Source organism: Ochrobactrum sp. C6C9 (genome assembly GCF_022627935.1).
GTDB classification, from domain to species: Bacteria; Pseudomonadota; Alphaproteobacteria; order Rhizobiales; family Rhizobiaceae; genus Brucella; species Brucella teleogrylli.
Genome location: NZ_JABXGB010000013.1, coordinates 127623 through 149961, shown reverse-complemented (window position 1 = coordinate 149961; position 22339 = coordinate 127623). Strand labels below are relative to the sequence as shown.

Genomic DNA, 22339 nt, shown 5'->3' with positions numbered 1-22339 from the left:
CAATTGATATATATTTATAGAGGTTATGGCGGGCATTGTCCCGCCATAGTTGTTTTAGCGGCGTGGCGCACTAAACGTGACAAACAGACAGCCAGATGAGGGCTGTGCTTACAATGCATATATTATAAAAGAGATAAATGGTGGGCGATGAGAGACTCGAACTCCCGACATCTTCGGTGTAAACGAAGCGCTCTACCAACTGAGCTAATCGCCCGACTGATTTGTCAGTCGCGTGAGAGCCGTTTAGGCAATTCGTGCGACAAGCGCAAGAGCAAATTTTGGCAATTCGCACAGTTTCGACCATTTTTCCAAAATGAACAAATTCGATGCGCCATGAACACCCCAAACTATCGGCAGCTGAGCGGACGGTAGAGTTGTTTTCAAGGGGATCGGGCTGGCGCTGCTAATGCCACGTAAGATAGGGCATTCGATAAAAGCACAGCTGCCTTTGGCTTCTAACGCACAAATATGACGCGGATTTAAAAATCAGAAGAAACTAATTCCATTTTATCACATTTCACTAATTAATCTTTCTTGAATTTTCCCCGTGGGGAAAATCGCATTATCTCGCAATGTATTTGGAACATGGAGAAGAATTATAATGCGTAATGTCATTCGCGTTTCTTTGACTGGCCTCTTTCTCGGTGCAAATCTCACAGCGGCCCTCGCGCAGGCGACGCCTGAGCAGATGGAAATGGCCTATAGTGCGGCCCGCAATCAGCTCGGCGTGCTGACCTATTGCAAGGACAAGGGCTATACCGACGATGCGGCCATCGAAATTCAGAACAAAATGCTTGGATTGATCCCTCCTCCCGCCGACACGTCCAAGGCCGAAGCTGCCGAAGAAACCGGCAAGCAGGGCAAGGTTTCCGTCATGGGTATGGAACAGGATCTGGCCACCAGCGCAAAGGCGCAGAATATTTCGGAAGAAAAGCTGTGCCAGACCATGGCAGACGCCGTAAAGCAGGCCGGTGCGCAGCTCCCCAAGTAGCGCAGCTGGATAAGCGAAAAGAACCCCGCTTAGGCGGGGTTTTGTTTTTCGGGCTTTGTGCGCCGGAGATGATCGTTCAGCCGCAATGCTTGGGTATATTTCAGCAATTTATTAATCATACAAAGCGCTTATCTTCTGTTTACCATGCAACTTAAGGGCGCAAAAAGAATTGCCCGTGTAATTTTGCCTCAGGTCAAGACGACCAGCTAATAAAAGCAGAGTCTCAGGAGCAACAAATGTCCAAGCTTTTCTCACGTTTCCGCAAAGACGAATCCGGCGCAACCGCAATCGAATACGGCCTCATCGCTGCACTTATTTCTGTGGCAATCATTGCCGGAGCAAGCACGCTAGGAACCGATATCGGTGAAAAATTTACCGAGATTAGCAACGCGGTAAGTGGCGCAAAAATTAACAACTGATTAAATACAAAAGAGTTGAGGGTAAAGGATGTGCTCAACTCTTTTCGGAAGGGATGCATCAGAGTTCTGTCTATGCCTTTCGGCTATCACACCGTAATCTTTAGTGATTTTGCCGCTTCACGCCGTTTCTGCATAATGTTTGTCGAAAGAATGTTTGCCAAATGCTGCAACATTCAGCGATGCACAGCGTTTGAGCTTTGAAGGAGCGAAGGCCATGTCATTAAAATCACTTCTGATCGCCGTTGGCATAGGCATATCCGGACTGACGCTCACCGGGTGCGTGTCCGAAGGCTATTACGGCAGCGGCGGCGGCTATTACGACCCCTACTATGTGCAGGGCAGCTATATCGGCACCGGCGTTGTCTATGATAGCGGACGCTATTATCGCAATTACCCGCGTTATTATCGGGATTCACGCTATCGCGATTACCGTTATCGTGATCGGGATCGTCGCCCGAACTACAACAGACCGGACCGTCCGCGCCCGCCGCAAGGTGAGCGTCCGCGTCCACCGCAAGCCGAGCGCCCATCGCAACCGCGCCCGGAAGCAAGACCTTCGGGCAGCAACCGGCCCCGCGCCTATATCAGGTCGCGAGGCAATGAGCCGCGGTAAGTCGAGAATCAAAAAGGCTGCGAAATTCGCAGCCTTTTCTTTGTCAGAGCTTGATCACATATTCCTTGCGGGTGGTTTCCAGCACGTCCCAGCTGCCCTTGAAGCCGGGGCGAATGACAAAACTGTCGCCCGCCTTGACTTCACGGCTCGCGCCGCCCTCCTCGCTCAAGATCGAGCGACCGGAGAGAATGTGACAGAACTCCCATTCGTCATATTCGATCTGCCATTTTCCGGGCGTGCTTTCCCATATGCCGGCAAAGAGCGTGCCATCTGCATTTTCTTCCAGATTCCATGTTCGGAATTTTGGATCGCCAGCGAGAATGCGCTCCGGCAGCGGAGCGCCCTCTTCCGGTTCAATGCCGGTCAAGTCGAAGTCGAGAAACCGACTCATCCGGTCAGACCTTGGCAAGAGCCTGTTCGATATCGGCTATGATATCGTCGGCACCCTCGATGCCAATAGACAGGCGCACGACATCCGGACCAGCGCCAGCCGCCACTTTCTGCTCGTCGCTCAGCTGCCGATGTGTGGTCGAGGCCGGATGAATCACGAGCGAACGCGTGTCGCCTATATTGGCCAGCAGCGAGAACAGGTCGAGGCTATCCACGAATTTCACGCCCGCATCATAGCCGCCCTTGAGACCGAAGGTGAAAACCGAGCCTGCGCCCTTCGGCGAATATTTCTGCTGAAGCGCATGATATTTGTCATGTGGCAGACCAGCATAGTTCACCCATGATACCTTCTCATGACCATGCAGCCAGGAGGCAACCTTCTGTGCATTGTCGCAATGGCGCTGCATGCGCAACGGCAGAGTTTCCACACCGGTCAGAATCTGGAAGGCGTTGAATGGCGAAATCGCCGGGCCGAAATCGCGCAGGCCAAGCACGCGGGCCGCAATGGCAAAGGAGATATTGCCGAAGGTCTTATGCAATTCCAGACCAGCATAATCTGGACGCGGTTCGGTCAGAAGCGGATAATTGCCCGACTTCGCCCAGTCGAAGGTTCCGCCGTCGATGAGGATGCCGCCCATGGAATTACCATGGCCGCCAATGAACTTGGTCAGCGAATGCACGACAATATCCGCGCCGTGTTCGATCGGGCGCACGAGATAGGGCGAAGCAAGCGTATTGTCTACGATCAAAGGCAGGCCATGCTTGTGGGCGATTTCGGCAATCGCTTCGATATCCACGACTATGCCGCCCGGATTGGCAAAGCTTTCAATGAAGATTGCGCGCGTCTTGCCATCGATCTGCTTGGCAAAGTCGGTCGGATTGCTGGCGTCGGCCCAGCGCACCTGCCAGCCGAAGGATTTGAACGACTGACCGAACTGGTTTATCGACCCGCCGTAAAGCTGGCGCGCAGCGACGAAATTATCGCCCGGCTGCAACAGCGTATGGAAAACGAGCAGCTGCGCAGCATGCCCCGATGCCGTCGCGACAGCTGCGGTGCCGCCTTCAAGCGCTGCGATGCGCTCTTCCAGCACCGCCGTCGTCGGATTGGTAATACGTGTATAAATATTGCCGAACGCCTGTAGCCCGAACAGGGAGGCCGCATGATCCGCATCTTCGAACACGAAGGACGTCGTCTGATAGATTGGCGTTGCACGCGCGCCAGTTGTCGGATCAGGCTTCGCGCCTGCGTGAACGGCCAGTGTTTCTATGCCGGGTGAGCGTTTGGACATCTATTCCTCCTGATAACGAATGCCACTCTTTGAGAGCGGACGTTAGGCTCTGCCAAAAAGAAAGCAAAGGAGGAATTTTTCGACTGATATCAAAGCGCGGAATTTTATTCCCGCTTCATACGCTATCCGATCAAGCGCGGGTATTCTATCGCGGGACAACGATCCATGATGACGGTCAGCCCTGCGTCTTCGGCACGCTTGCCAGCTTCTTCATGAACAACGCCGAGCTGCGTCCACAAAACCGATGGACGCTGCTTCATGGCGAGGATTTCATCCACAATACCCGGCAGCGAATAAGGCTCACGAAACACATCGACCATGTCGATCTGCTCTTCAATATCGGCCAGACGCGCCACGACGCGCTGGCCGTGAATTTCCTTGCCGACCTGCCCCGGATTGACGGGAATGACGCGGTAGCCCTTGGAGAGCAGAAACTCCATCACGCCATTGCTTGGGCGCTCTGGCTTCGGGGAGGCACCAAGAAGCGCAATTGTTTTGACGGATTGGAGAATGTTGCGAATTTGGTCGCCAGACGGATTGTTCATGTTCTTACCTCACCAGTCTCAGCTGCGCGACCGTATTTATCGTTCGCACGACAGGATGCCGCTTGCAACACAAGGGTCCACGCTTCTATTCCTATAAAGATTGGGAGGACTGGATGAATATCAATATGACAAGACACACAAGTCTGGCTCCGGTGATGGATATCGACGAGCTGCGCACTTTCATGAAGCGTGAGTTTCCGCAGCTTGGTACGAGTTTCGAGATTGTTGCGATTGATGAAGGTTCCACCACGATGCGCCTTCACGCCGACGAGCAACATTTGCGTCCCGGCGGGACGGTTTCCGGCCCTGCGCTATTCGCCCTGGCCGATGTTGCTGCCTATGCGGCTATTCTGGCGCATATTGGCCCGGTCGCGCTTGCGGTGACGACCAATCTCAACATCAATTTCCTGCGCAGGCCCTCACCCGGTGCGGTGGAAGCTGACGCGCAACTTCTGAAGCTTGGAAAACGCCTCGCCGTCCTCGATATCAGCCTGACCGATGGCGCGACTGGCGAACTGGTTGCTCATGCAACAGCGACTTATTCAATCCCACCGCGTTAAAAGCACCACAAAAACATAGGGTATTATAATACCAAATAAACAAGCCATTGATTTTATTATGCTTTTAAAATCATCGTGCAAATACGGGACTTGACGGTGGGGCAGAGTTTGTGTATCGACCCGCCGGAAGCGCGCGAAACTTAATTTTTGCACGCCCGTTCGGGTTGGATATCACCAACACAAGCAACAAAAAAAGCCCTGATGTTCATATCGGGGATTAGTCTAAGGAAGACTTCAATGGCAACTTTTTCTCAGAAGCCGGCTGAAGTGGTGAAGAAGTGGGTACTGATCGACGCCGAAGGTCTCGTCGTTGGTCGTCTCGCAACTATCGTCGCCAATCGCCTGCGTGGCAAGCACAAAGCAACCTTCACCCCGCATGTTGACGATGGCGACAATGTCATCATCATCAATGCCGACAAGGTTGTTCTGACCGGCAAGAAGTACACCGACAAGGTTTATTACTGGCACACCGGCCATCCGGGCGGCATCAAGGAGCGCACTGCTCGCCAGATTCTCGAAGGCCGTTTCCCGGAACGCGTTCTCGAGAAGGCTATTGAGCGTATGATCCCACGTGGTCCGCTCGGCCGTCGCCAGATGAAGAACCTGCGCGTTTATGCAGGTCCGAACCATCAGCATGAAGCTCAGCAGCCGGAAGTCCTCGACGTCGCAGCGCTGAACCGCAAGAACAAAGGGAATGCATAATCATGGCTGAGCAGCTCAACTCGCTCGAAGAACTCGGCACTGTTGCCAAGACCGAAGCTGCCGCTCCGGTTCACGTCCAGAAGCTGGACGCACAGGGCCGCGCTTATGCCACCGGCAAGCGTAAGGACGCCGTTGCACGCGTTTGGGTCAAGCCGGGTTCCGGCAAGATCACCGTCAACGACAAGGAATTCGAAAAGTACTTCGCACGTCCGGTCCTGCAGATGATCCTCCAGCAGCCGATCATCGCTTCGAACCGCGCTGGCCAGTTCGACATCGTTGCTACCGTTGCCGGTGGCGGCCTGTCCGGTCAGGCTGGTGCCGTTCGTCACGGTATTTCCAAGGCCCTCACCTACTACGAACCGGGCCTGCGCACGGTTCTCAAGAAGGGTGGCTTCCTGACCCGTGATAGCCGCGTCGTCGAACGTAAGAAGTACGGTAAGGCCAAGGCTCGCCGTTCGTTCCAGTTCTCGAAGCGCTAATCCGTTTCAAGGAATATTCCCAAGCGCTCCGGCGCTTGGGGCCAAATTTCCGAACGGCGATATTTCCATCGTTCGGATCTACAAAAAAGCGAGCCGCAAGGCTCGCTTTTTTGGTTTCTACCGTCCTCCGACCCCTATTCAAAGGAGGCTAATTTACACTATACTTATATTATTTTATATTTTTTCTAGTATTTTTATTTTATAATTTTTTAACAGGATGATTATTTTGACCTATATTCCTTTTGGGAAAGTCAATTTTATATTGACTGCGCTCACCTCTGTTCAATTTTTACTTTCTTCTGCAGCTTACTCCCAGAGCATAACCGACAATGTCGAGAAAGCTTATTTCGACAGGGCCATCATCTTCGGCGACAGCTTGAGCGATAACGGCGCATTCAGTGAGTTTTTCATAGAAAAACTTAAAAAAATGTACACGACCGACGGACGCTTCAGCAATGGACGCGTCTGGAACGAGTACCTTTTCCGAGACCAGGAAAGGGGCACGAAATTTCGACCAACTCGTCAGCCCACTGGTGATTTCGGCAGCAACACCCCGAACGGTGGCACCAGTGTGAACTACGCCATAGGCGGCACAAAATATGAGAACCACAAAATACCGGGGATGATCCCCTCTATTGCTGAGGAGGTGACCGAGTTCATTCGTGGGACGAATACCGTTTATCCTCAGACCATCTCTCCACACACCATCGTTTCTCTATGGGCGGGGGGCAATGATGCTTTGGATGCAATCAAGCACGATGAATCCACGCGAGTGAAAGCTGCATTTAGCGGAAATGAATTGTTCACTTCACTGGAACGCCTTTATCGGGTGGGAGCACGGCAATTTCTGGTGCCCGATATGCCTGATTTTTCGAAAGTTCCGCGCTATGCAAATGCGCCCGGCGTCATTGCTCGAGAAGCAACCGATGATTTCAAAAAGGCCATCGCCACCAGCATCGCTATCTTTAAGCAAAGGCACCCGGATGCTGTGATCTACGCCCCGCAGATACCCGATATCCTTGACATGGTGGTGAAGCACCCCGGCGTTTTCGGCTTCTCGAATGCGACTGGAAATTGTGTCGATACGCCCTCATGTCTCGACCAGCCGCGCGGTTCGGCGATACAGAATGAATATGTTTTCTGGGATGATATTCATCCTACAACCCGCACACACAATTACATTGCCAACTACATGCGGGAATATTGGTCAAACCCCGACTTGGCGGGTTTCTACGTCCGGTCTCCCAATGGCCTGTTCAAGACCGAGCGCAACTTCTTCTTTCCGACGTCCGATAAGATAGTCTCGGGCTATCTGGACGGAAACAGATCGCTATACAAGATGAATCCTGGAAAGCTGACGCTGACGGGAGAAAACAAATACACCGGCAACAGCTTCGTGGCGGAAGGCGGGTTGGCGCTTGGTAATGGCGGCGAAACCGGCTCCGTTATCGGCGACGTTGATTTGATGCAGAAAGACGCCTTTCTGTCGTTCAATCGCAGCAACCTGCTCGAATTCGACGGCAAGATTACCGGCGATGGTCGCGTACAGCAGGTTGGAGACGGCATGACCATCCTTAACGGGCAGAACAGCTACAAAGGGGTGACCGACATTTACGCTGGGGAATTAAAGGTAAACGGCTCAATCACTTCGCCGGTTCTGGTCCACTCCGGCGGTACACTGAGCGGCACCGGTTTTACCGGCAGCATAGTGGCTGGAGCCGGTGCGCATGTTTCCCCCGGCGACTACCGTTCGCCGCGCATGAAACCATTGAACGTGAATGGCGATATCGATCTGAAATCGGGCAGTGTTCTCGACGTGAAGGTCGATGCCAACGGCAACACTTCAGGGATTTATGCTAGCAACAAGGCTATGCTCGCCGGGAGCGTTAAATTCGGCGGCCATCCAAAGTTGACCGTTGACGAAATCAACGCCCGGGTAGGCAAAACAAGCGTATTCGTGAAGGCCGACAACGAAGTCAATGGCCGCTTCAGCGACGTTCTTCCCGCCTATCACTTCATCACCGAAAAACTTGAATACAGGCCGAATGAAGTCGAAGTCACCTTCGCAACGGCGGGCAAGTCATTTGCAGAATCTGCGGTAAGCAACCAGCAACGAAGGGTTGCAAACGCATTGCAAGCGCTCGGCCACGATCAAAAGCTCTACAAGAACATGCTTACATCGCGGATGGAAGACGATTTGTCAGAGGCCTATACCGAGCTGTCTGGCGATATTTACGCATCCACTTTAACCTCGCTTCTTTATGACAACCAGCTGCCACGCGAAGCCGTGACACAGCGCATGAATGATCTGTCCGACAGTCGCTTCAATCATTCGGCGCTGAATGCTCCGCTTAAAAACGGCGTATGGGGACAGGCCTATAATTCCAGAGCGCATTTCCAGAGCATTGGAGAAGCGCAAGCTATGAGCCGCAGCGCGACGGGCTTCATCACCGGCATTGACGGCCAACTGTCGGATAATTGGCAATTGGGTCTCTTCGCCGGTTATCTGCAATCCTCGCTCAATAGCGGCCTGTCGTCTGCGAAAGTCGATAGCTATCAGATCGGCGCCTATGGCGGCTATGCATGGAAGAACTTCAACCTGACTTTTGGTGGCAATGCCAATCTGCACGACATCGACAGCAAGCGCACAATCCGCTTCAAGGAAGTCTCAAACGATAATCGCGCAAGCTACAAAGGCAACAGCTTCCATGGTTTTGCGGAACTCGGCTACAACATCAACACCAGTCTGGCGCTGCTAGAGCCATTTGCGGGCATTTCCTATGCCTATGCGAAAATCAATGGCTTTACGGAAAATGCGGCTGTGACCGCCCTCTCCGGCTCTGGCGCAACCAGCGATCTTTTAACCAACTATCTCGGCGTGCGTCTTTCGAACAAATATGCGCTCTCCGAAAACACCAGCGTCAATACGAAGCTGGCGCTCGGCTGGCAGCATAATAGCGCCGACCACCCGGAAACAATGCTGCGTTTCAGCGACGGTCCCGGCTTCATGGTTGAAGGTCTGCCGCTCGACAAAAACATGTTCTACGCACATGCCGGGTTGGACCTCAATCTGGCGCACAACACGTCTCTCGGATTGCACTACCGGGGACAATTCGCGACCAAGGCGCAGGATCACGCGATCAAAGTGAACCTCGCGGTCAACTTCTGACGATCAAACAACGGAAAGCGGGCCTTCGGGTCCGCTTTTTGCTATGAATTTCAGGAATCAGCCAGCAGGGAGCCAGCATGATGTCGTCCAGCCGCTTTGCCGTCACACCGGAGCCACCTTATTACGTCGTGAGTTTTGCCTCGCAACGCATTGGCGACGACGATGGCTATGGCGATATGGCCGTTCGCATGGCCGAACTCGCGGCGCAACAACCCGGATATCTTGGCCTCGAAAGCGCCCGAGACGCGGAAGGTTTTGGCATAACGAATTCGTTCTGGGCGGACGAAGACAGTATTCGCGCATGGAAGCGCGAAGTGGACCACCTTGTGGCGCAAAAGCTTGGTCGCCAGCAGTGGTATGAGACCTATCGCGTGCGCATTGGCCGTGTCGAACGCGCTTACGGTTTTGATAGAGACTAAAACCTCTTCCCAATTTCTGGCGTGACCGGTTATAGAAGTCAGAACTTCACCGGGGAACGGCCATGCCATCCAAGACCATTGATCACGCATTTACCGCACGCAGCCTGACGAGCGCTGCGACCGACCCGACCCATGCGGGCGTGCTGTCTTTCATGCGGCGCGTCTACACCAAGTCGCTGAAGGGCGCGGAAGCCGTTGTCTGGGGCATTCCGTTTGATGCAGCTGTGTCCAACCGGCCCGGTGCGCGTTTCGGCCCGCAGGCGATCCGGCGCGCATCGGCGATCTTCGACAATGATCCGCAATATCCGTTCCAGCGCGACCTGTTCGAAAACCTCGCTGTGATCGATTACGGTGACTGCCTGCTCGACTACGGCAACCATTACAAGACGCCAGCCACGATCGAGCGTGAAGCAACAAAGATCCTCAAATCCGATGCATTTTTGCTGACACTTGGCGGCGATCATTTCGTGACATGGCCGCTTCTGAAAGCCCATGCCGCGAAATATGGCCCGCTGGCACTGGTGCAGTTCGATGCGCATCAGGACACGTGGTTTGACGACGGCAAGCGGATCGATCACGGTTCCTTCGTTGCCCGCGCCGTGCGTGATGGCATCATCGATCCCGACCATTCCATTCAGGTCGGCATTCGCACCCATGCGCCGGAAGATTGCGGCATCAAGATCATTTACGGTCACGAAGTCGAAGACATGACGGCAGCAGAGATTGCCGACACCATTTTGAAACGCACTGCGGGCAAGAAGACCTATCTGACCTTCGATATTGATTGCCTTGATCCGGCCTTTGCGCCCGGCACGGGCACGCCGGTGGCGGGCGGCCCTTCGTCCGCCAAGATGCTATCGATCCTGCGCAAGCTCACGGCGCTTGACTTCGTCGGTGCGGATGTGGTCGAGGTTGCACCAGCCTATGATCATGCCGATATTACGGCTATCGCTGGAGCGACAATCGCAATGTATTATCTGGGTCTGCTGGCAGAGCAGAAAGAACGACGATGACGGTGCCGCGTTTATGCGGTTGAGAAACTGATTCAAGCGGTTGAAAGACCGATTCCGGATATTGTCGTAACTTTATGAAATCAAAAGGCAAAAGCATGAAACCGAAAATCTTCATCGATGGCGAACACGGCACCACCGGCCTGCAAATCCGCAGCCGTCTGGCCGAGCGCGACGATCTTGAAGTGATTTCAATCCCGGAAGCCGAGCGGCGCAACAAGGATTTGCGCGCCGACTATCTGCGCTCTGCCGACATTGCCATTCTGTGCCTGCCCGACGACGCTTCGAAAGAGGCCGTCTCCCTGCTGCGGGATCACAATTCGACCCGCATCATCGACACTTCGACCGCCCACCGCGTGCATCCGGAATGGGCCTATGGTTTTGCCGAACTGGCCAAAGGCCAGCGCGAACGCATCGCCGAAACGAGACTCGTCGCCAATCCGGGCTGCTATCCAACCGGCGCGATCGCGCTTGTTCGCCCGCTGCGCGATGCAGGGCTGTTGCCGTCTGACTATCCGGTCAGCGTCAATGCCGTCTCCGGCTATACCGGCGGCGGCAAGCAGCTGATTGCGCAGATGGAAGACAAGAACAATCCGGACTATCTGGCCGCTAACAACTTCCTTTATGGCCTGCCGTTGCATCACAAGCATGTGCCGGAATTGCAGCTGCATGGACGCCTCGACCGTCGCCCGATCTTCAGCCCGAGCGTCGGACGTTTCCCGCAGGGCATGATCGTGCAGGTTCCGCTGTTCCTGAACGAGCTTGAAGGCAGGCCGTCGCTGACAAAGATTCACGCAGCCCTGAGCGAGCATTATGCCGGTCAAGACATTGTCGAAGTTGTGCCACTGGAGGAAAGCGGCAAGCTTCCGCGCGTCGATGCGGAAGAACTTGCCGGCAAGGACGGCATGAAGCTCTTTGTCTTCGGCACCGAAGGCGACGATCAGGTCAATCTGGTCGCCCTACTCGACAATCTCGGCAAAGGTGCTTCGGGTGCCGCTGTCCAGAACATGAACCTCATGCTTGGCAAAGCCTGATGACGACTGAACCGGTATTCCCCGGAAAATGGAATGTCGGTTCATTCGAACCACTGGCGGATACGCATTCAAGCCTCGTCTGGAAGGTCGAACGCATCGATCATCCGGGCGAGGTTTTTGTTATCAAGCAGCTGAAACCCGCCGGAATGGAGGAAATGCGCGGTGCGCATTATCTGCGCTGGCGGGATGGGCACGGCGCGGCGCGCCTGTACGATCTTGAAGATAGGTCGATGCTGCTCGAATATGCGGGCAACTATCATCTCGACGAACACCTCAAAAGCGGGCTTGACGCAGATTGTCTGGTGATCTTCGGGCAGGTTCTGGAAGCATTGCACACACCCTCGCCTGCGCCGGTGCCGTCAGACCTGCAACCGCTCGACAGGCACTTCTCCGGCCTTTTCGCAGTCGCAGATCAGACGCCGATCTATGCGGAAGCCGCCGCGCTCGCAAAAGAGCTGCTGGCGACGCCGCACAAGCCCATTCCGCTGCATGGCGACATTCACCACGAAAACATCCTGCGGGGACAGCGCGGCTGGCTTGCCATCGATCCGCACGGGCTGATTGGCGATGCGGCCTTCGATGCCGCCAATATCTTTTACAATCCGCTGAATCGTGACGATCTCTGCCTCGACCTTGATCGCGCAAAGCGCATGGCCGAGCATTTCGCGCCAATCATTGGTCGCTCGCCGTCCTATATTCTTGATTATGCCTTTGCCTATGGCTGTCTTTCAGCCGCGTGGCATCGCGAGGATTGCAATGGTGCCGACGAAGCGCGGGAGCTGAAGATTGCCACCGCGCTGAGATATTTGCGCCAGACGGCTTATCCTGCGTAAGCGCCCTTGGTGCCGCGCCAGTGCGCGACTGCGAAAGCCAGTACGATCAATGCGACGAACTGGTGTGTCAGGCCCATATGCAGCGGCACACTCATCAGCAACGTTCCGATGCCGATGACCGCCTGCACCAGCACCAGGCCGAGCAGAACAATCGTGCGGCGCGCATGGGTCGTGCCCGGCACGTCTTTCCACACCTGAACGGCATGGAGAACAGTGAGAACCAGCACCGTATAGGCGAACATGCGATGCACGAACTGTACGGTTTTCGGATTTTCGAACAGATTCCGCCACCATGGCGACTGGATGAAGAGGTCGGACGGAATGATCGCGCCGTCCATCAAAGGCCAGGTGTTGTAGGTGAGACCGGCATGAAGCCCGGCAACCAGACCGCCAAGATAGATCTGCACCAGAACGGCAAAGACCAGCCACCCGGCGAAGCGCTGCACCGACCGCTCCGCCGGACGCTCGGTATAGGTCACAAGTCCTCTGGCAATGTAGAAGACCGCCGTAATGATCACGCAGGCCGTGGTGAGATGGATTGCAAGCCGGTACTGGCTGACGCTGGTCAATTCGCTGAGGCCCGATGCCACCATCCACCAACCAATGGCGCCCTGAAAGCCGCCCAGCGCCAGAAGCCCCAGCATGCGGTATTTCAGCCCGCCCTTCAGACGCCCCGTCGCCCAGAAGAAAGCAAGCGGCACCGCAACCAGAAAGCCGACGAAGCGCGCCAGCAGGCGATGCGCCCACTCCCACCAGAAAATATACTGAAACTCTTCAAGGGACATGCCCTTGTTGATCTGTTGATATTGCGGGATCTGGCGATATTTATCGAACTCTTCCACCCATTCAGCATGGTCGAGCGGGGGAATGACGCCATGGATAGGCTTCCATTCGGTGATGGAAAGGCCAGAGCCGGTCATGCGGGTGGCCCCGCCCACCATCACGATGGCGATTAGCACGACAAAAACCGCATAAAGCCAATAGCGCACAAGGCGCCGGTCGCGTTCGTCCTTCGACGTTCTCGAACTCCGCTCTCCGCGCTGCGCCATCGATGCTGCCGTCATGCCGTTCTTCCTTCAAACCATCTGGAGCGATACATGCCGCATCGACCCGTCAGTTACAAGGCAAGTCCACGCGACATGCCGCCGCGTTTTTTGCCCTTTCGCAGATCAGGCACAGCGGTTAGTGATGGTGCGGGGAAAAGGAGAGACGCAATCATGCCCGTTAGGCTGAAGAAACTGATCGGCACATTTCTGCTGGTAACGCTGGTGATCGTCTATGCGGTTCTGGCCACGATCATCGCCGTCGCGCATCTCGGCAATTCTCCGGCATGGGTGCATCTCCTCTATTTCATTGTTTCAGGCCTGCTCTGGGTCCTGCCAGCCATGGCGATCATCTGGTGGATGGCGCAGCCACCGCGTAAAAAGCAGCTCTGAGCATATTCAAGGGGCGCAATACAGCATGACTGAGCGGGGCAACATGGCGGGATCGGCCACGCTTACGGAACGCATTATCAGCGATTTTTCCGAAATCGAGCGTCTCTGGGCGATAGGGCCTGCCCTGCACGGCGCACCGCAATCCTTCGCCTGGATTGATTGCTGGCATCGTTGCGTCAACACTGACTGTTTCGTCGCCGGAATTTTCGATGCTGAACGCCCGGTTTTTCTCCTGCCGTTGGAAGTCATCCGCCAGAAGGGCATGACGATCGCGCGCTATCCCGGCGGCAGCCATGCCAACGGTAATTTCCCATGGTTGGCCGCAGCACGGTCATCCGCAGTCAACCGCAAAGCTCTGGACCGGCTCATTGCCGCCATATGCAAGGCGCGACCGGATATCGACGCTTTGGCGCTGACGCGCCAGCTTGACGCCGTTGATGATATCGACAATCCGCTTTTTACCCTTGGGCAGAAACGAAACCCGAATCCGGTCCTGATGGTCTCGCTTGATGGTGGTTTTGACGCGGTGCTTAATCGCACCAACCGTCGCCGCAGATTGAAGAAGCACCGCCAGCATGAGCGCCGCTATCAGGAAGCCGGCGGCTGGCGCATTGAACAGCCGCAGACACAGGACGAATCCGACCGCGTTCTCGACCTTTACTTCGCCATGAAAGCCGGACGTTTCCGGCAGATGGGCATAAGCGACCCGTTTGCCAGCAAAGCCGTGCAGGCTTTTTTCAAGGCACTCTACGGGCAAGCTCTCACGGCACCAGCGCCCATCTGCGAATTGCGGTTTCTGGAAGTGGGCGGCATTATCCGCTCGATCGTCGGCAAGAACCTGACCGATAGCGGACCAACTGCCGAATTTGCCGCCATTGCCGATGATGATATGGCGCATGCCAGCCCCGGCGAGTTTCTCTTCTTCGAAGACATAAAGCGCTGTTGCGATGCCGGTTATGCGGTCTACAGCTTCGGTGTGGGCGATGAGCCCTACAAGCGCGACTGGTGCGATATAGAGCTTGAAATCTTCGACACTGTTCTGCCGCTGTCGGCAAAAGGCAGGCTCTTTGTGGCGCTGCAATCCACTCGCAGCGCTATTGCCAGCACAATCAAGCGCAATCCCCGACTCTGGCGGCTCGCCAAGCGTATACGGGCAAAGCTTGCCCGGAGATAAGTTGCGATTTTGATTCAGCTTTCCGCTTTAAGACGCTGTTTTTGAATCGAATTATGCGCGTGGCTGCGGGGTCTTGTCGTCCATCAGAATGACGACATCTTCATAGCCACCCTGATCAAGATCGAGTGCGGCAAGCGCTACATCATTGTTCTCGGGATCGACTATGCTCATCACAACCGTCGCGTCATTATCAGCAACACGGCGAATCTGTGCAGAGGAAGATGGGCCGCATTCCACGATCACGAAGTCATAAACGGTTTCGAGCGCATCGAGAATGAGCGGCAGACGATCGACGGCGCGCATGGCTTCAACCGGGTCTGCTGCACCGAGCGGCACGACATGCGCCTGCGAAAAGCGGTCGCTATGAATGACTTCATTGAAGCGTTTCTCGCCAGTTAGAAGCTCGGTGATGCCGGGCAGTTTATGCCCGTCGAGCATTGCGCTCCCCACCGTGCCCTGAGCTGTCATATCCACCAGAAGCGCACGCTTGCCACGGTCGGCCAGATCGCGCAACAGCCGCACACTCGTTGCCGACGCTTCGTCGCCTTCGGGCGAAACCACAACAATGCGCTTGTCGCGACCGTCCAGCAGACGATTGGCAATGGCTTCCACGCCATTCGGGTTCTTCGGTGCAGGCATGGTCGTCTCCTTCGCCGATGGCGCAGGTGTCGTCCGTGCGTCAGAGCCAGACGATCTCGTGATAAAAGGCACTGTCCAGGACCGGCGCGGAGCAGCAACCGGCACTTCCTGCTCGGAAAGGGTCGGCGGAACGGCAGCCGCTTGGGCGGCAGCGGTAATCACCGGCATTTCGATTTCCTCGACAGCCTCGACGCGTCGGCCATCGGCGGTCACGAAGGCCCGCCCGCTGAACAGTTCACGCAGCAACACGAAGATCGAGAGTAACAGCAGCCCCGCCACAAAGGTTGCAGCAACAGTCGGCAAAACCATTGGGAAATAGGGAAGCGCTGGTGCGTCGCCCGACAGAATGCGTGCATCGACAGGCACATAATTGCGATCAATACGGGAAGCTGCCTCACGATAACGGGTCAGATAGGTTTCCAGAAGCTCGCGCTGCGCTGCCGCCTCGCGTTCGAGTGCGCGCAACTCGACTTCCTGATCGCCTGCCTGCGCGGCTTGCGACTGCACGCGGTTGAGTTCGCGGGTCAGCTCGTCTTCACGCAGCTTTGCCGTCGTGACATCGTTTTCAAGACTGGCAAGCAGCTTGCGCCCTTCCGCCTTGGTCTGGCGATCAAGGTCGGCCAATTGCGAGCGCAGCGCCTTGATGCGCGGATGGCCATCAAGAAGCGTCGTCGACAAATCGGCAATCTGGGCGTTAAGTTCGATGCGGCGCTCGGCGAGCCGCTGCATCATGCCGGAAGCAACAACTTCGGGCAGCGTATCGACCGGTGTGCCTGCAGAAAGCGCCTTGCGAACACTTGCCGCCCTCGCTTCCGCCGTGGCGCGATCAGAGCGCACACGCGTCAGGTCCGTCGAAACTTCGGAAAGCTGCTGCGATGCAATCGTATTGTTGGTCTGCCCGGTCAATAATCCACGCGAGGCGCGGTAATCGGCGACTTTTTTCTCGGCATCGCGTACACGTGTTCGTAAGTCTTCGATTTCCGGCGCAAGCCAGTTAGTCGCATCGTCATTCGATTGCAGCTTCGCCGCGCTCTGTAGCGCGATATATTCTTCCGCGACTGTATTGGCGATTTGTGCAGCCAACTGAGGATTAGCAGAGGTGTACTGCACTGCGATAACGCGCGAGCCCGTGATATTATACACTTGCAGGTGCTTACGCAGTCGCTGCAGAACCCGCTCATCGGGAGAGAGTTTCTCCGGATCGGCTATCATGCCGAGAAGAATCAGAATCCGGCTGTAAGGCCTTACTTCAATTGAAGTAAATGCCTCATTGTTCGGCAAATCCAACTTGTCGGAAACACGTCTCATGAGATCGTTAGACGTCAGAATCTCTATCTGGCTCTTCACGCCTTCCGGGTCCAGCACCGGGCGCTCGGCAGGATTATCTCCATTGGGCCGCGTGAAGACGGACTCGCGGGTTTCGATAATGATGCGGGTTTCCGCGCGGTAATCCGGCGTCAAAAGCAGACAAATGATCCACGCCAGCGCCGCCATGAGAAGAGCGCCACCAACAATCAAAAGCCAGTTACGGCGCAAGCTTCCAAAAAGCGCGCCTATATCGATGTCTGCGTCTTTCAACGACGAATCGACTTCCGCCATTTCGTTACTCCGCGGGCGCCCGTCGATCATTGACAATCGTCATTCCATCCAGGCCGCATACCCATTTCCGGCCGGAAAAGTAAACGCTTAAGGTAACCATAGAGTTAAGCACTCGACTTTCTGCGTTCTTCATGGGGCAGCGCTGACAAAACCACGCAGGATCGTTTTCTATATATTTCAAAGTGCTTAAATGCTCTCGTTACTCTGTCGCCCTCTTCTGGAAAGTTTTTTGACCATCGCCGCACATCTTTACCAGCCATTAACCCTAATCAATCGATAACGCAGTGACAGGAATTCATCTGATCGCGCTTCGGCACCGGTCAGTTTCCATAAATGCGGGTGATGCTTTTCGGGGATACCGAGGCGAGACATGATGGCGAAGACAATTCACAACAAGCGCACAGGCCGTGCTTTGCTCACGGCGCTCGGTCTTGCGGCGATGACGCTGTCATCCGCCTGCACGAGCTACCGCCCTGCACCGCCGGCTTTTCACGAAGCGTTGAACCAGCCCTATATGCTGGATGCGGGCGACCGCGTGCGCATCACCGTTTTCGAACAGGCAAGCCTGACCAACACCTATAGCGTGGATCAGGCAGGCTACGTGGCTTTCCCGCTTGTCGGCAGCATTCCAGCGCGCGGCAAGACCGCAAAGCAGCTTGAAGGCCTGATCGCATCGAAACTGCGCGGCGGTTATCTGCGCGACCCGGATGTCAGCGTGGAAATCGACCGCTATCGCCCGATCTTCGTCATGGGCGAAGTGGGCGCGGCCGGGCAATATTCCTATGTGCCGGGCATGACGGTGCAAAAAGCCATTGCAGCCGCAGGCGGTTTCAGCCCGCGCGCCAATCAGGAGAATGCCGATATCACCCGCCAGTTCAATGGCAAGGTGCTGACAGGCCGGGTTCTGATCTCCGATCCGATCCTGCCCGGCGATACGATTTATGTCCGCGAACGTCTGTTCTGATGGCGATTGATGGCTGATGACAACACCGTTTCCCCTCTGCGTATCGTCCACTGCTTTCGCGAGCCCACTGGCGGATTATTCCGCCATGTCCGCGATCTGGTCGGCGTACAGGCGGAAAAAGGTCACCTTGTCGGGCTCGTCTGCGACGCAACAACAGGCGGTCCTAGAGAGGATGCGCTTCTAGAAGAATTGCGGCCCAAGCTCGCGCTGGGCCTGCATCGAATTGCCATGCAACGCCATATTGGTATCGGCGACGCAGCGGCAGCGTTCAAAGCATACCGTGTTGTCAAGACATTGCGGCCGGACATTTTGCACGGACATGGCGCCAAAGGCGGCGTCTATGCCCGATTGTTCGGCTCTGTTCTACGGGTTTTTAGGTCTCGCGTAGCCCGTATCTATTCACCGCATGGCGGAAGCCTGCATTTCGACCAGAAGACACGCCGCGGCGGCGCTGTCTTTCTGGTCGAGCGACTTCTCGCCCCGATGACCGATGCGGTCATGTTCGTTTCCAACTTCGAGAAACGAACCTATGAGGAAAAGGTCGGACGGCCTTATGGCCTCCATGCGGTGGTCTATAACGGCCTGGTCGATGACGAATTCATTCCCGTTCCCGACGCGCCCGATGCCAGCGACCTTCTGTTCGTCGGCACGATGCGCGATCTGAAAGGCCCGGATATCCTGATCCGCGCCATCGCAGAGCTGCGTGATCAGCACGACCTGCCGCTCAGCGCCACCATGGTCGGCGATGGCGCTGAAAAGCCGACCTTTACGGCACTTGCAAGCGAACTTGCCCTTGGCGCACAAATTCGCTTTCTGCCTGGCATGGCGGCGCGCGATGCGTTTGCCCTTGGCCGCCTGATGGTGGTTCCTTCCCGTGCGGAGGCTTTTCCCTATATCGTGCTGGAAGCGCTCGCTGCCGGAAAAACCGTCATCGCCAGCCGCGTCGGCGGTATTCCAGAGATATTCGGCCCCGCATCTCCCGCCCTGTTCGAGCCGACCGTGGAAGCGCTGGTCGCCAAAATCCTTGAACTCAGAGCCGACAACGGCGATTTCGATGTGCAAATGCCCGAAAATTCACGACTTCGTGAACGTTTCAGCGTGCAGTCCATGGCTCATTCTATAGAATTGATTTACCGTGAAACACATTCTTGAGTATTCAGCAGGTCCGATACCTGCGTGTTTCAGAGATTTCTTAGGAATCTGACGGTACACATCCTCCTGTAAACTGATAAGCGAGACATTATCGTGCGGGACAATGATGCTTTTTCTCCATTCGGACGCAAGGCGATTGAAGCCAGCGCCAAGCAGGATTCGAAGCCGCAAGAACCGGTGGAACTCAGCCCTCTGGCGCGCAGCATAGCCGCGCAATATCAGCGGGACACGTTTTCGCCGCTCATGCTCAGCGGCGTCGTGCGTCTGGTTGAGTTCGGCCTCATCTTTCTGATGGGCATATTAAGCCTTGGCTATTATGTCGGGCTTCAAAGCGATTATCTGCTCTATTACCCGCTGATCGTCATCGCTGGCGGCGTTCTTTATGTCGCCCTGATGGAAATCAACGACGGCTATCAGGTCAACATCCTCAGAAGTCCCACCCACCATTTGCGGCGGCTGATCATCAGTTGGGCGGCAACGCTCGGCACGCTTGCACTGGTTGGCTTTCTCTTCAAGGTCTCGGCGCATTTCTCGCGCGGCTGGTTCCTCATCTGGGCCGTCAGCACCATCGCCGTCATTCTGATATCCCGCCTTTTCATTGCCTGGAAAATCCGCCGCTGGGCACGCAATGGCACTATGGAACGCCGCGCCGTGATCGTTGGCGGCGGCCCCAATGCCGAAGCGCTGATCCGCTCTCTTGAGCAGCAGCCCGATAACGATATCCGTATTTGCGGTATTTTCGACGACCGCGACGACAAGCGCTCGCCGCCCGTGGTCGCCGGTTATCCCAAGCTCGGCAATATCAACGAACTGATCGAATTTGCGCGCATCGCGCATATCGATCTGCTAATCGTGTCGCTGCCGATCAGCGCGGAAGCGCGTGTCCTCGCCCTTCTCAAGAAGCTCTGGGTGCTGCCCGTCGATATTCGTCTGTCCGCGCTCAACAATCACCTGCGCTTCCGTCCACGCTCTTATTCCTATGTCGGCTCGGTGCCGATGCTGGATATTTTCGACAAGCCGATCAACGACTGGGATTCGGTCGCCAAGCGTATTTTCGACATCGCCTTCAGTCTCGTTGGCATTGTGGTGCTGTCGCCGATCATGATTGGCGCTGCTATCGCCATCAAGCTCGACAGCAAGGGGCCGGTTTTCTTCAAGCAGAAGCGCCATGGCTTCAACAATGAAGTCATCAACGTCTGGAAGTTCCGCTCGATGTATACCGAGCAATGTGACCCGACGGCGCGCAATGCGGTGACGAAAAACGATCCGCGCGTTACCCGCGTCGGACGCTTCATCCGCAAGACATCCATCGACGAACTGCCGCAGTTCTTCAACGTCGTCGCCGGGTCGCTGTCGCTGGTCGGCCCGCGCCCGCACGCCGTGGCGGCACATTCCAACAATCTTCTCTATAATGAAGTGGTCGATGGCTATTTCGCACGCCACCGCGTCAAGCCGGGCGTAACCGGCTGGGCCCAGATCAATGGCTGGCGCGGCGAGATCGACAATGAAGAGAAGATCATGATGCGCACCGAATACGACCTTTATTACATCGAAAACTGGTCGCTCTGGTTTGATCTCAAGATTCTCTTCCTGACACCCATTCGCCTTCTCAACACGGAAAACGCTTATTGAGCCAGGCAGTGCCCATAGTTGCGCCGATGCGCAATTCAGCGCCCCCCCGGGGCGCGACGGAGCATCAACGCCGGGCGCTGAACCGCCTGATCGTCAACTTCGCAGTTGGGTTGGGCGTGTTTCTGCTGGGTTTCGTGCTGAGCGAACCTGCGCCTTATGAAGTTTATATGGCGGGGCTGATTGCTATTGCGCTGCTGTTCGGACTTCGCCTGAGCCGAACCAACCTCGTTCTGCTGGCTATCCTCGCGGTCTTCAACTTTGGCGGGGTCCTTTCGACCTTACAGATGGCCGACCTCAAAAACGCGCCGCTTTATATCGCCGTTTCGCTGTTCCTCGCCTTCACTTCGGTTTTCTTTGCCGCAATGATCGAGATGGATTACCGGCGGCTGCAAACGATCTTCAAGGCCTATCTGTTTGTCGGCCTGATCGCCGCCTTTCTCGGTATTGCGGGCTATCTCAGTCTATTCCCCGGTGCCGATCTCTTCACGCGCTACGGGCGTGCCAAAGGCGCGTTTCAGGACCCGAACGTGTTCGGCCCGTTTCTCATTCTGCCGTTGAGTTGGACGGTCTACCGCATCCTCACCGGACGTGCGCGCGACATGCTGGTCTATCTGCCTGCTGCCGCCATCCTGACGCTCGGCGTGCTGTTCTCGTTTTCGCGCGCAGCCTGGGCGATGGTGCCCCTCGCCTGCATGGTAATCCTGCTTACCCTGTTCCTACAAACCAACAATAACCGCTTTCGCCTGCGCCTCATCGTGCTGTCCTTGCTGGCGGTTGCCGCTGTGGTGATCGGGCTGCTGATCCTCATCGAAATCCCCGGCATCGGCGATTTCTTTCTGCAGCGCGCGCAACTCGAACAAAGCTATGACGCGGATCGTATGGGGCGCTTTGCCCGCCACTGGTATGGCATGGTGCTTGCCACCCAGCATCCGCTCGGCATCGGCCCGCTGGAGTTCGGTCCGATGTTCGGCGAAGACACGCATAACAACTGGCTCAAAGCCGCGCTCGATTATGGCTGGGTCGGCTTTGTGGCTTTCGTCACGCTGACATTCATGACGCTTGGCATCGGCTTTCGCCAGCTTTTCCGCAACAGGCCGTGGCAGCCTTATCTGCTCTGCGCTTATGCGACCTATCTGGGGCATGTGCTGATCGGCAATGTCATCGACACCGATCATTGGCGGCATTTCTATCTGCTGTTCGGGATCATCTGGGGTTGCGCCGGGCTTGAATATAAATACCGGCGTCAAAATTCCCGGCCCGTCGTCCGCCAGCCAGCACAAGCATAGGAGC

General features: G+C 55.8%; 22 protein-coding genes and 1 tRNA gene. 17 read left to right on the top strand and 6 right to left on the bottom strand.

The genetic code is table 11. From position 1 onward, the window contains the following. Positions 1-138 precede the first annotated feature (138 nt). A tRNA-Val gene (locus tag HWD97_RS12865) sits at positions 139-214 on the bottom strand. 387 nt (positions 215-601) lie between these two features. Between HWD97_RS12865 and HWD97_RS12860 the strand changes: the two genes are divergently transcribed. The 3 genes from HWD97_RS12860 (at position 602) to HWD97_RS12850 (ending at position 2023) form a co-directional block, all read left to right on the top strand. Then, positions 602-991, top strand: a complete 390-nt coding sequence (locus HWD97_RS12860) for a pore-forming ESAT-6 family protein (protein ID WP_371835091.1) — start codon at positions 602-604, stop codon at positions 989-991. A 236-nt stretch (positions 992-1227) separates the two neighbouring features. Next, the gene (locus HWD97_RS12855; protein ID WP_371835090.1) at positions 1228-1410 is read left to right on the top strand and encodes a Flp family type IVb pilin; all 183 of its coding nucleotides are present in this window, start codon (positions 1228-1230) and stop codon (positions 1408-1410) included. A 214-nt stretch (positions 1411-1624) separates the two neighbouring features. Further along, positions 1625-2023, top strand: a complete 399-nt coding sequence (locus HWD97_RS12850; RefSeq protein WP_371835089.1) for a hypothetical protein — start codon at positions 1625-1627, stop codon at positions 2021-2023. A 43-nt stretch (positions 2024-2066) separates the two neighbouring features. Here HWD97_RS12850 and HWD97_RS12845 read toward each other — a convergent pair whose 3' ends face one another. The 3 genes from HWD97_RS12845 to HWD97_RS12835 form a co-directional block, all read right to left on the bottom strand. Then, positions 2067-2414 (bottom strand): cupin domain-containing protein, encoded by a 348-nt coding sequence (locus HWD97_RS12845; protein WP_371835088.1) that lies wholly within the window; start codon positions 2412-2414, stop codon positions 2067-2069. Positions 2415-2418: 4 nt separating this feature from the next. Next, entirely contained in the window at positions 2419-3702 is a 1284-nt protein-coding gene (locus HWD97_RS12840; protein ID WP_371835087.1) for an O-acetylhomoserine aminocarboxypropyltransferase, read from the bottom strand. A 122-nt stretch (positions 3703-3824) separates the two neighbouring features. Further along, positions 3825-4247 (bottom strand): CoA-binding protein, encoded by a 423-nt coding sequence (locus HWD97_RS12835; RefSeq protein WP_371835086.1) that lies wholly within the window; start codon positions 4245-4247, stop codon positions 3825-3827. Positions 4248-4360: 113 nt separating this feature from the next. On the opposite strand from HWD97_RS12835, the gene HWD97_RS12830 reads away from it, so the two are divergent. The 8 genes from HWD97_RS12830 (at position 4361) to HWD97_RS12795 (ending at position 12453) form a co-directional block, all read left to right on the top strand. Next, positions 4361-4807, top strand: a complete 447-nt coding sequence (locus HWD97_RS12830; protein WP_371835085.1) for a PaaI family thioesterase — start codon at positions 4361-4363, stop codon at positions 4805-4807. Between the two features lie 237 nt (positions 4808-5044). Then, positions 5045-5509, top strand: coding sequence for a 50S ribosomal protein L13 (rplM, locus tag HWD97_RS12825; RefSeq protein ID WP_078340528.1), 465 nt, complete (start codon positions 5045-5047; stop codon positions 5507-5509). Between the two features lie 2 nt (positions 5510-5511). Then, positions 5512-5988 carry a 30S ribosomal protein S9 gene (gene rpsI, locus HWD97_RS12820; protein WP_078340527.1) on the top strand — a complete coding sequence of 159 codons (477 nt, stop codon included), beginning with the start codon at positions 5512-5514 and terminating at the stop codon, positions 5986-5988. A gap of 226 nt (positions 5989-6214) precedes the next feature. Next, positions 6215-9157, top strand: a complete 2943-nt coding sequence (locus HWD97_RS12815; protein ID WP_371835084.1) for an autotransporter domain-containing protein — start codon at positions 6215-6217, stop codon at positions 9155-9157. A gap of 80 nt (positions 9158-9237) precedes the next feature. Further along, positions 9238-9576, top strand: a complete 339-nt coding sequence (locus tag HWD97_RS12810) for an antibiotic biosynthesis monooxygenase (RefSeq protein WP_283736118.1) — start codon at positions 9238-9240, stop codon at positions 9574-9576. A gap of 62 nt (positions 9577-9638) precedes the next feature. Continuing rightward, on the top strand, positions 9639-10589 hold the full coding sequence (speB, locus tag HWD97_RS12805; protein ID WP_171317775.1) for an agmatinase: 951 nt from the start codon (positions 9639-9641) through the stop codon (positions 10587-10589). A gap of 95 nt (positions 10590-10684) precedes the next feature. After that, on the top strand, positions 10685-11620 hold the full coding sequence (gene argC, locus HWD97_RS12800; RefSeq protein ID WP_121536292.1) for an N-acetyl-gamma-glutamyl-phosphate reductase: 936 nt from the start codon (positions 10685-10687) through the stop codon (positions 11618-11620). Next, a complete protein-coding gene (locus tag HWD97_RS12795) occupies positions 11620-12453 on the top strand; it encodes an aminoglycoside phosphotransferase family protein (RefSeq protein WP_371835083.1) in 834 nt (277 codons plus the stop codon). The genes argC and HWD97_RS12795 overlap by 1 nt, the downstream gene beginning before the upstream one ends. Here HWD97_RS12795 and HWD97_RS12790 read toward each other — a convergent pair. Beyond that, positions 12441-13517, bottom strand: a complete 1077-nt coding sequence (locus tag HWD97_RS12790; protein ID WP_140024787.1) for a COX15/CtaA family protein — start codon at positions 13515-13517, stop codon at positions 12441-12443. The two genes, HWD97_RS12795 and HWD97_RS12790, sit on opposite strands and share 13 nt — an antisense overlap. A 153-nt stretch (positions 13518-13670) precedes the next feature. On the opposite strand from HWD97_RS12790, the gene HWD97_RS12785 reads away from it, so the two are divergent. After that, positions 13671-13889 carry a DUF2842 domain-containing protein gene (locus tag HWD97_RS12785; RefSeq protein WP_109368747.1) on the top strand — a complete coding sequence of 73 codons (219 nt, stop codon included), beginning with the start codon at positions 13671-13673 and terminating at the stop codon, positions 13887-13889. A 25-nt stretch (positions 13890-13914) separates the two neighbouring features. Next, a complete protein-coding gene (locus tag HWD97_RS12780; protein WP_371835082.1) occupies positions 13915-15063 on the top strand; it encodes a GNAT family N-acetyltransferase in 1149 nt (382 codons plus the stop codon). Positions 15064-15114: 51 nt separating this feature from the next. On the opposite strand, the gene HWD97_RS12775 is transcribed toward HWD97_RS12780, so the two are convergent. Then, a complete protein-coding gene (locus HWD97_RS12775) occupies positions 15115-17301 on the bottom strand; it encodes a GumC family protein (protein ID WP_371835081.1) in 2187 nt (728 codons plus the stop codon). Between the two features lie 373 nt (positions 17302-17674). Between HWD97_RS12775 and HWD97_RS12770 the strand changes: the two genes are divergently transcribed. From HWD97_RS12770 to HWD97_RS12755, 4 genes are all read left to right on the top strand, one after another. Beyond that, positions 17675-18265, top strand: a complete 591-nt coding sequence (locus HWD97_RS12770; protein ID WP_371830778.1) for a polysaccharide biosynthesis/export family protein — start codon at positions 17675-17677, stop codon at positions 18263-18265. A gap of 9 nt (positions 18266-18274) precedes the next feature. Continuing rightward, a complete protein-coding gene (locus tag HWD97_RS12765; protein ID WP_339439836.1) occupies positions 18275-19417 on the top strand; it encodes a glycosyltransferase in 1143 nt (380 codons plus the stop codon). A gap of 93 nt (positions 19418-19510) precedes the next feature. After that, positions 19511-21049, top strand: a complete 1539-nt coding sequence (locus HWD97_RS12760) for an undecaprenyl-phosphate glucose phosphotransferase (protein WP_140024791.1) — start codon at positions 19511-19513, stop codon at positions 21047-21049. 26 nt (positions 21050-21075) lie between these two features. Then, entirely contained in the window at positions 21076-22335 is a 1260-nt protein-coding gene (locus HWD97_RS12755) for an O-antigen ligase family protein (protein ID WP_109370206.1), read from the top strand. Positions 22336-22339 lie beyond the last annotated feature (4 nt).

Excerpts from the sequence above, each read along its gene's own strand:
- HWD97_RS12835 (WP_371835086.1), bottom strand. The coding sequence starts at position 4,247 with ATGAACAATCCGTCTGGCGACCAAATTCGCAACATTCTCCAATCCGTC.
- HWD97_RS12840 (WP_371835087.1), bottom strand. The coding sequence starts at position 3,702 with ATGTCCAAACGCTCACCCGGCATAGAAACACTGGCCGTTCACGCAGGC.
- HWD97_RS12780 (WP_371835082.1), top strand. The coding sequence starts at position 13,915 with ATGACTGAGCGGGGCAACATGGCGGGATCGGCCACGCTTACGGAACGC.
- HWD97_RS12785 (WP_109368747.1), top strand. The coding sequence starts at position 13,671 with ATGCCCGTTAGGCTGAAGAAACTGATCGGCACATTTCTGCTGGTAACG.
- rpsI (WP_078340527.1), top strand. The coding sequence starts at position 5,512 with ATGGCTGAGCAGCTCAACTCGCTCGAAGAACTCGGCACTGTTGCCAAG.
- HWD97_RS12790 (WP_140024787.1), bottom strand. The coding sequence starts at position 13,517 with ATGACGGCAGCATCGATGGCGCAGCGCGGAGAGCGGAGTTCGAGAACG.
- HWD97_RS12770 (WP_371830778.1), top strand. The coding sequence starts at position 17,675 with ATGGCGAAGACAATTCACAACAAGCGCACAGGCCGTGCTTTGCTCACG.
- speB (WP_171317775.1), top strand. The coding sequence starts at position 9,639 with ATGCCATCCAAGACCATTGATCACGCATTTACCGCACGCAGCCTGACG.
- rplM (WP_078340528.1), top strand. The coding sequence starts at position 5,045 with ATGGCAACTTTTTCTCAGAAGCCGGCTGAAGTGGTGAAGAAGTGGGTA.
- HWD97_RS12755 (WP_109370206.1), top strand. The coding sequence starts at position 21,076 with ATGCGCAATTCAGCGCCCCCCCGGGGCGCGACGGAGCATCAACGCCGG.
- HWD97_RS12860 (WP_371835091.1), top strand. The coding sequence starts at position 602 with ATGCGTAATGTCATTCGCGTTTCTTTGACTGGCCTCTTTCTCGGTGCA.
- HWD97_RS12845 (WP_371835088.1), bottom strand. The coding sequence starts at position 2,414 with ATGAGTCGGTTTCTCGACTTCGACTTGACCGGCATTGAACCGGAAGAG.
- HWD97_RS12830 (WP_371835085.1), top strand. The coding sequence starts at position 4,361 with ATGAATATCAATATGACAAGACACACAAGTCTGGCTCCGGTGATGGAT.
- HWD97_RS12765 (WP_339439836.1), top strand. The coding sequence starts at position 18,275 with ATGGCTGATGACAACACCGTTTCCCCTCTGCGTATCGTCCACTGCTTT.
- HWD97_RS12855 (WP_371835090.1), top strand. The coding sequence starts at position 1,228 with ATGTCCAAGCTTTTCTCACGTTTCCGCAAAGACGAATCCGGCGCAACC.
- HWD97_RS12775 (WP_371835081.1), bottom strand. The coding sequence starts at position 17,301 with ATGGCGGAAGTCGATTCGTCGTTGAAAGACGCAGACATCGATATAGGC.
- argC (WP_121536292.1), top strand. The coding sequence starts at position 10,685 with ATGAAACCGAAAATCTTCATCGATGGCGAACACGGCACCACCGGCCTG.
- HWD97_RS12795 (WP_371835083.1), top strand. The coding sequence starts at position 11,620 with ATGACGACTGAACCGGTATTCCCCGGAAAATGGAATGTCGGTTCATTC.
- HWD97_RS12810 (WP_283736118.1), top strand. The coding sequence starts at position 9,238 with ATGTCGTCCAGCCGCTTTGCCGTCACACCGGAGCCACCTTATTACGTC.
- HWD97_RS12850 (WP_371835089.1), top strand. The coding sequence starts at position 1,625 with ATGTCATTAAAATCACTTCTGATCGCCGTTGGCATAGGCATATCCGGA.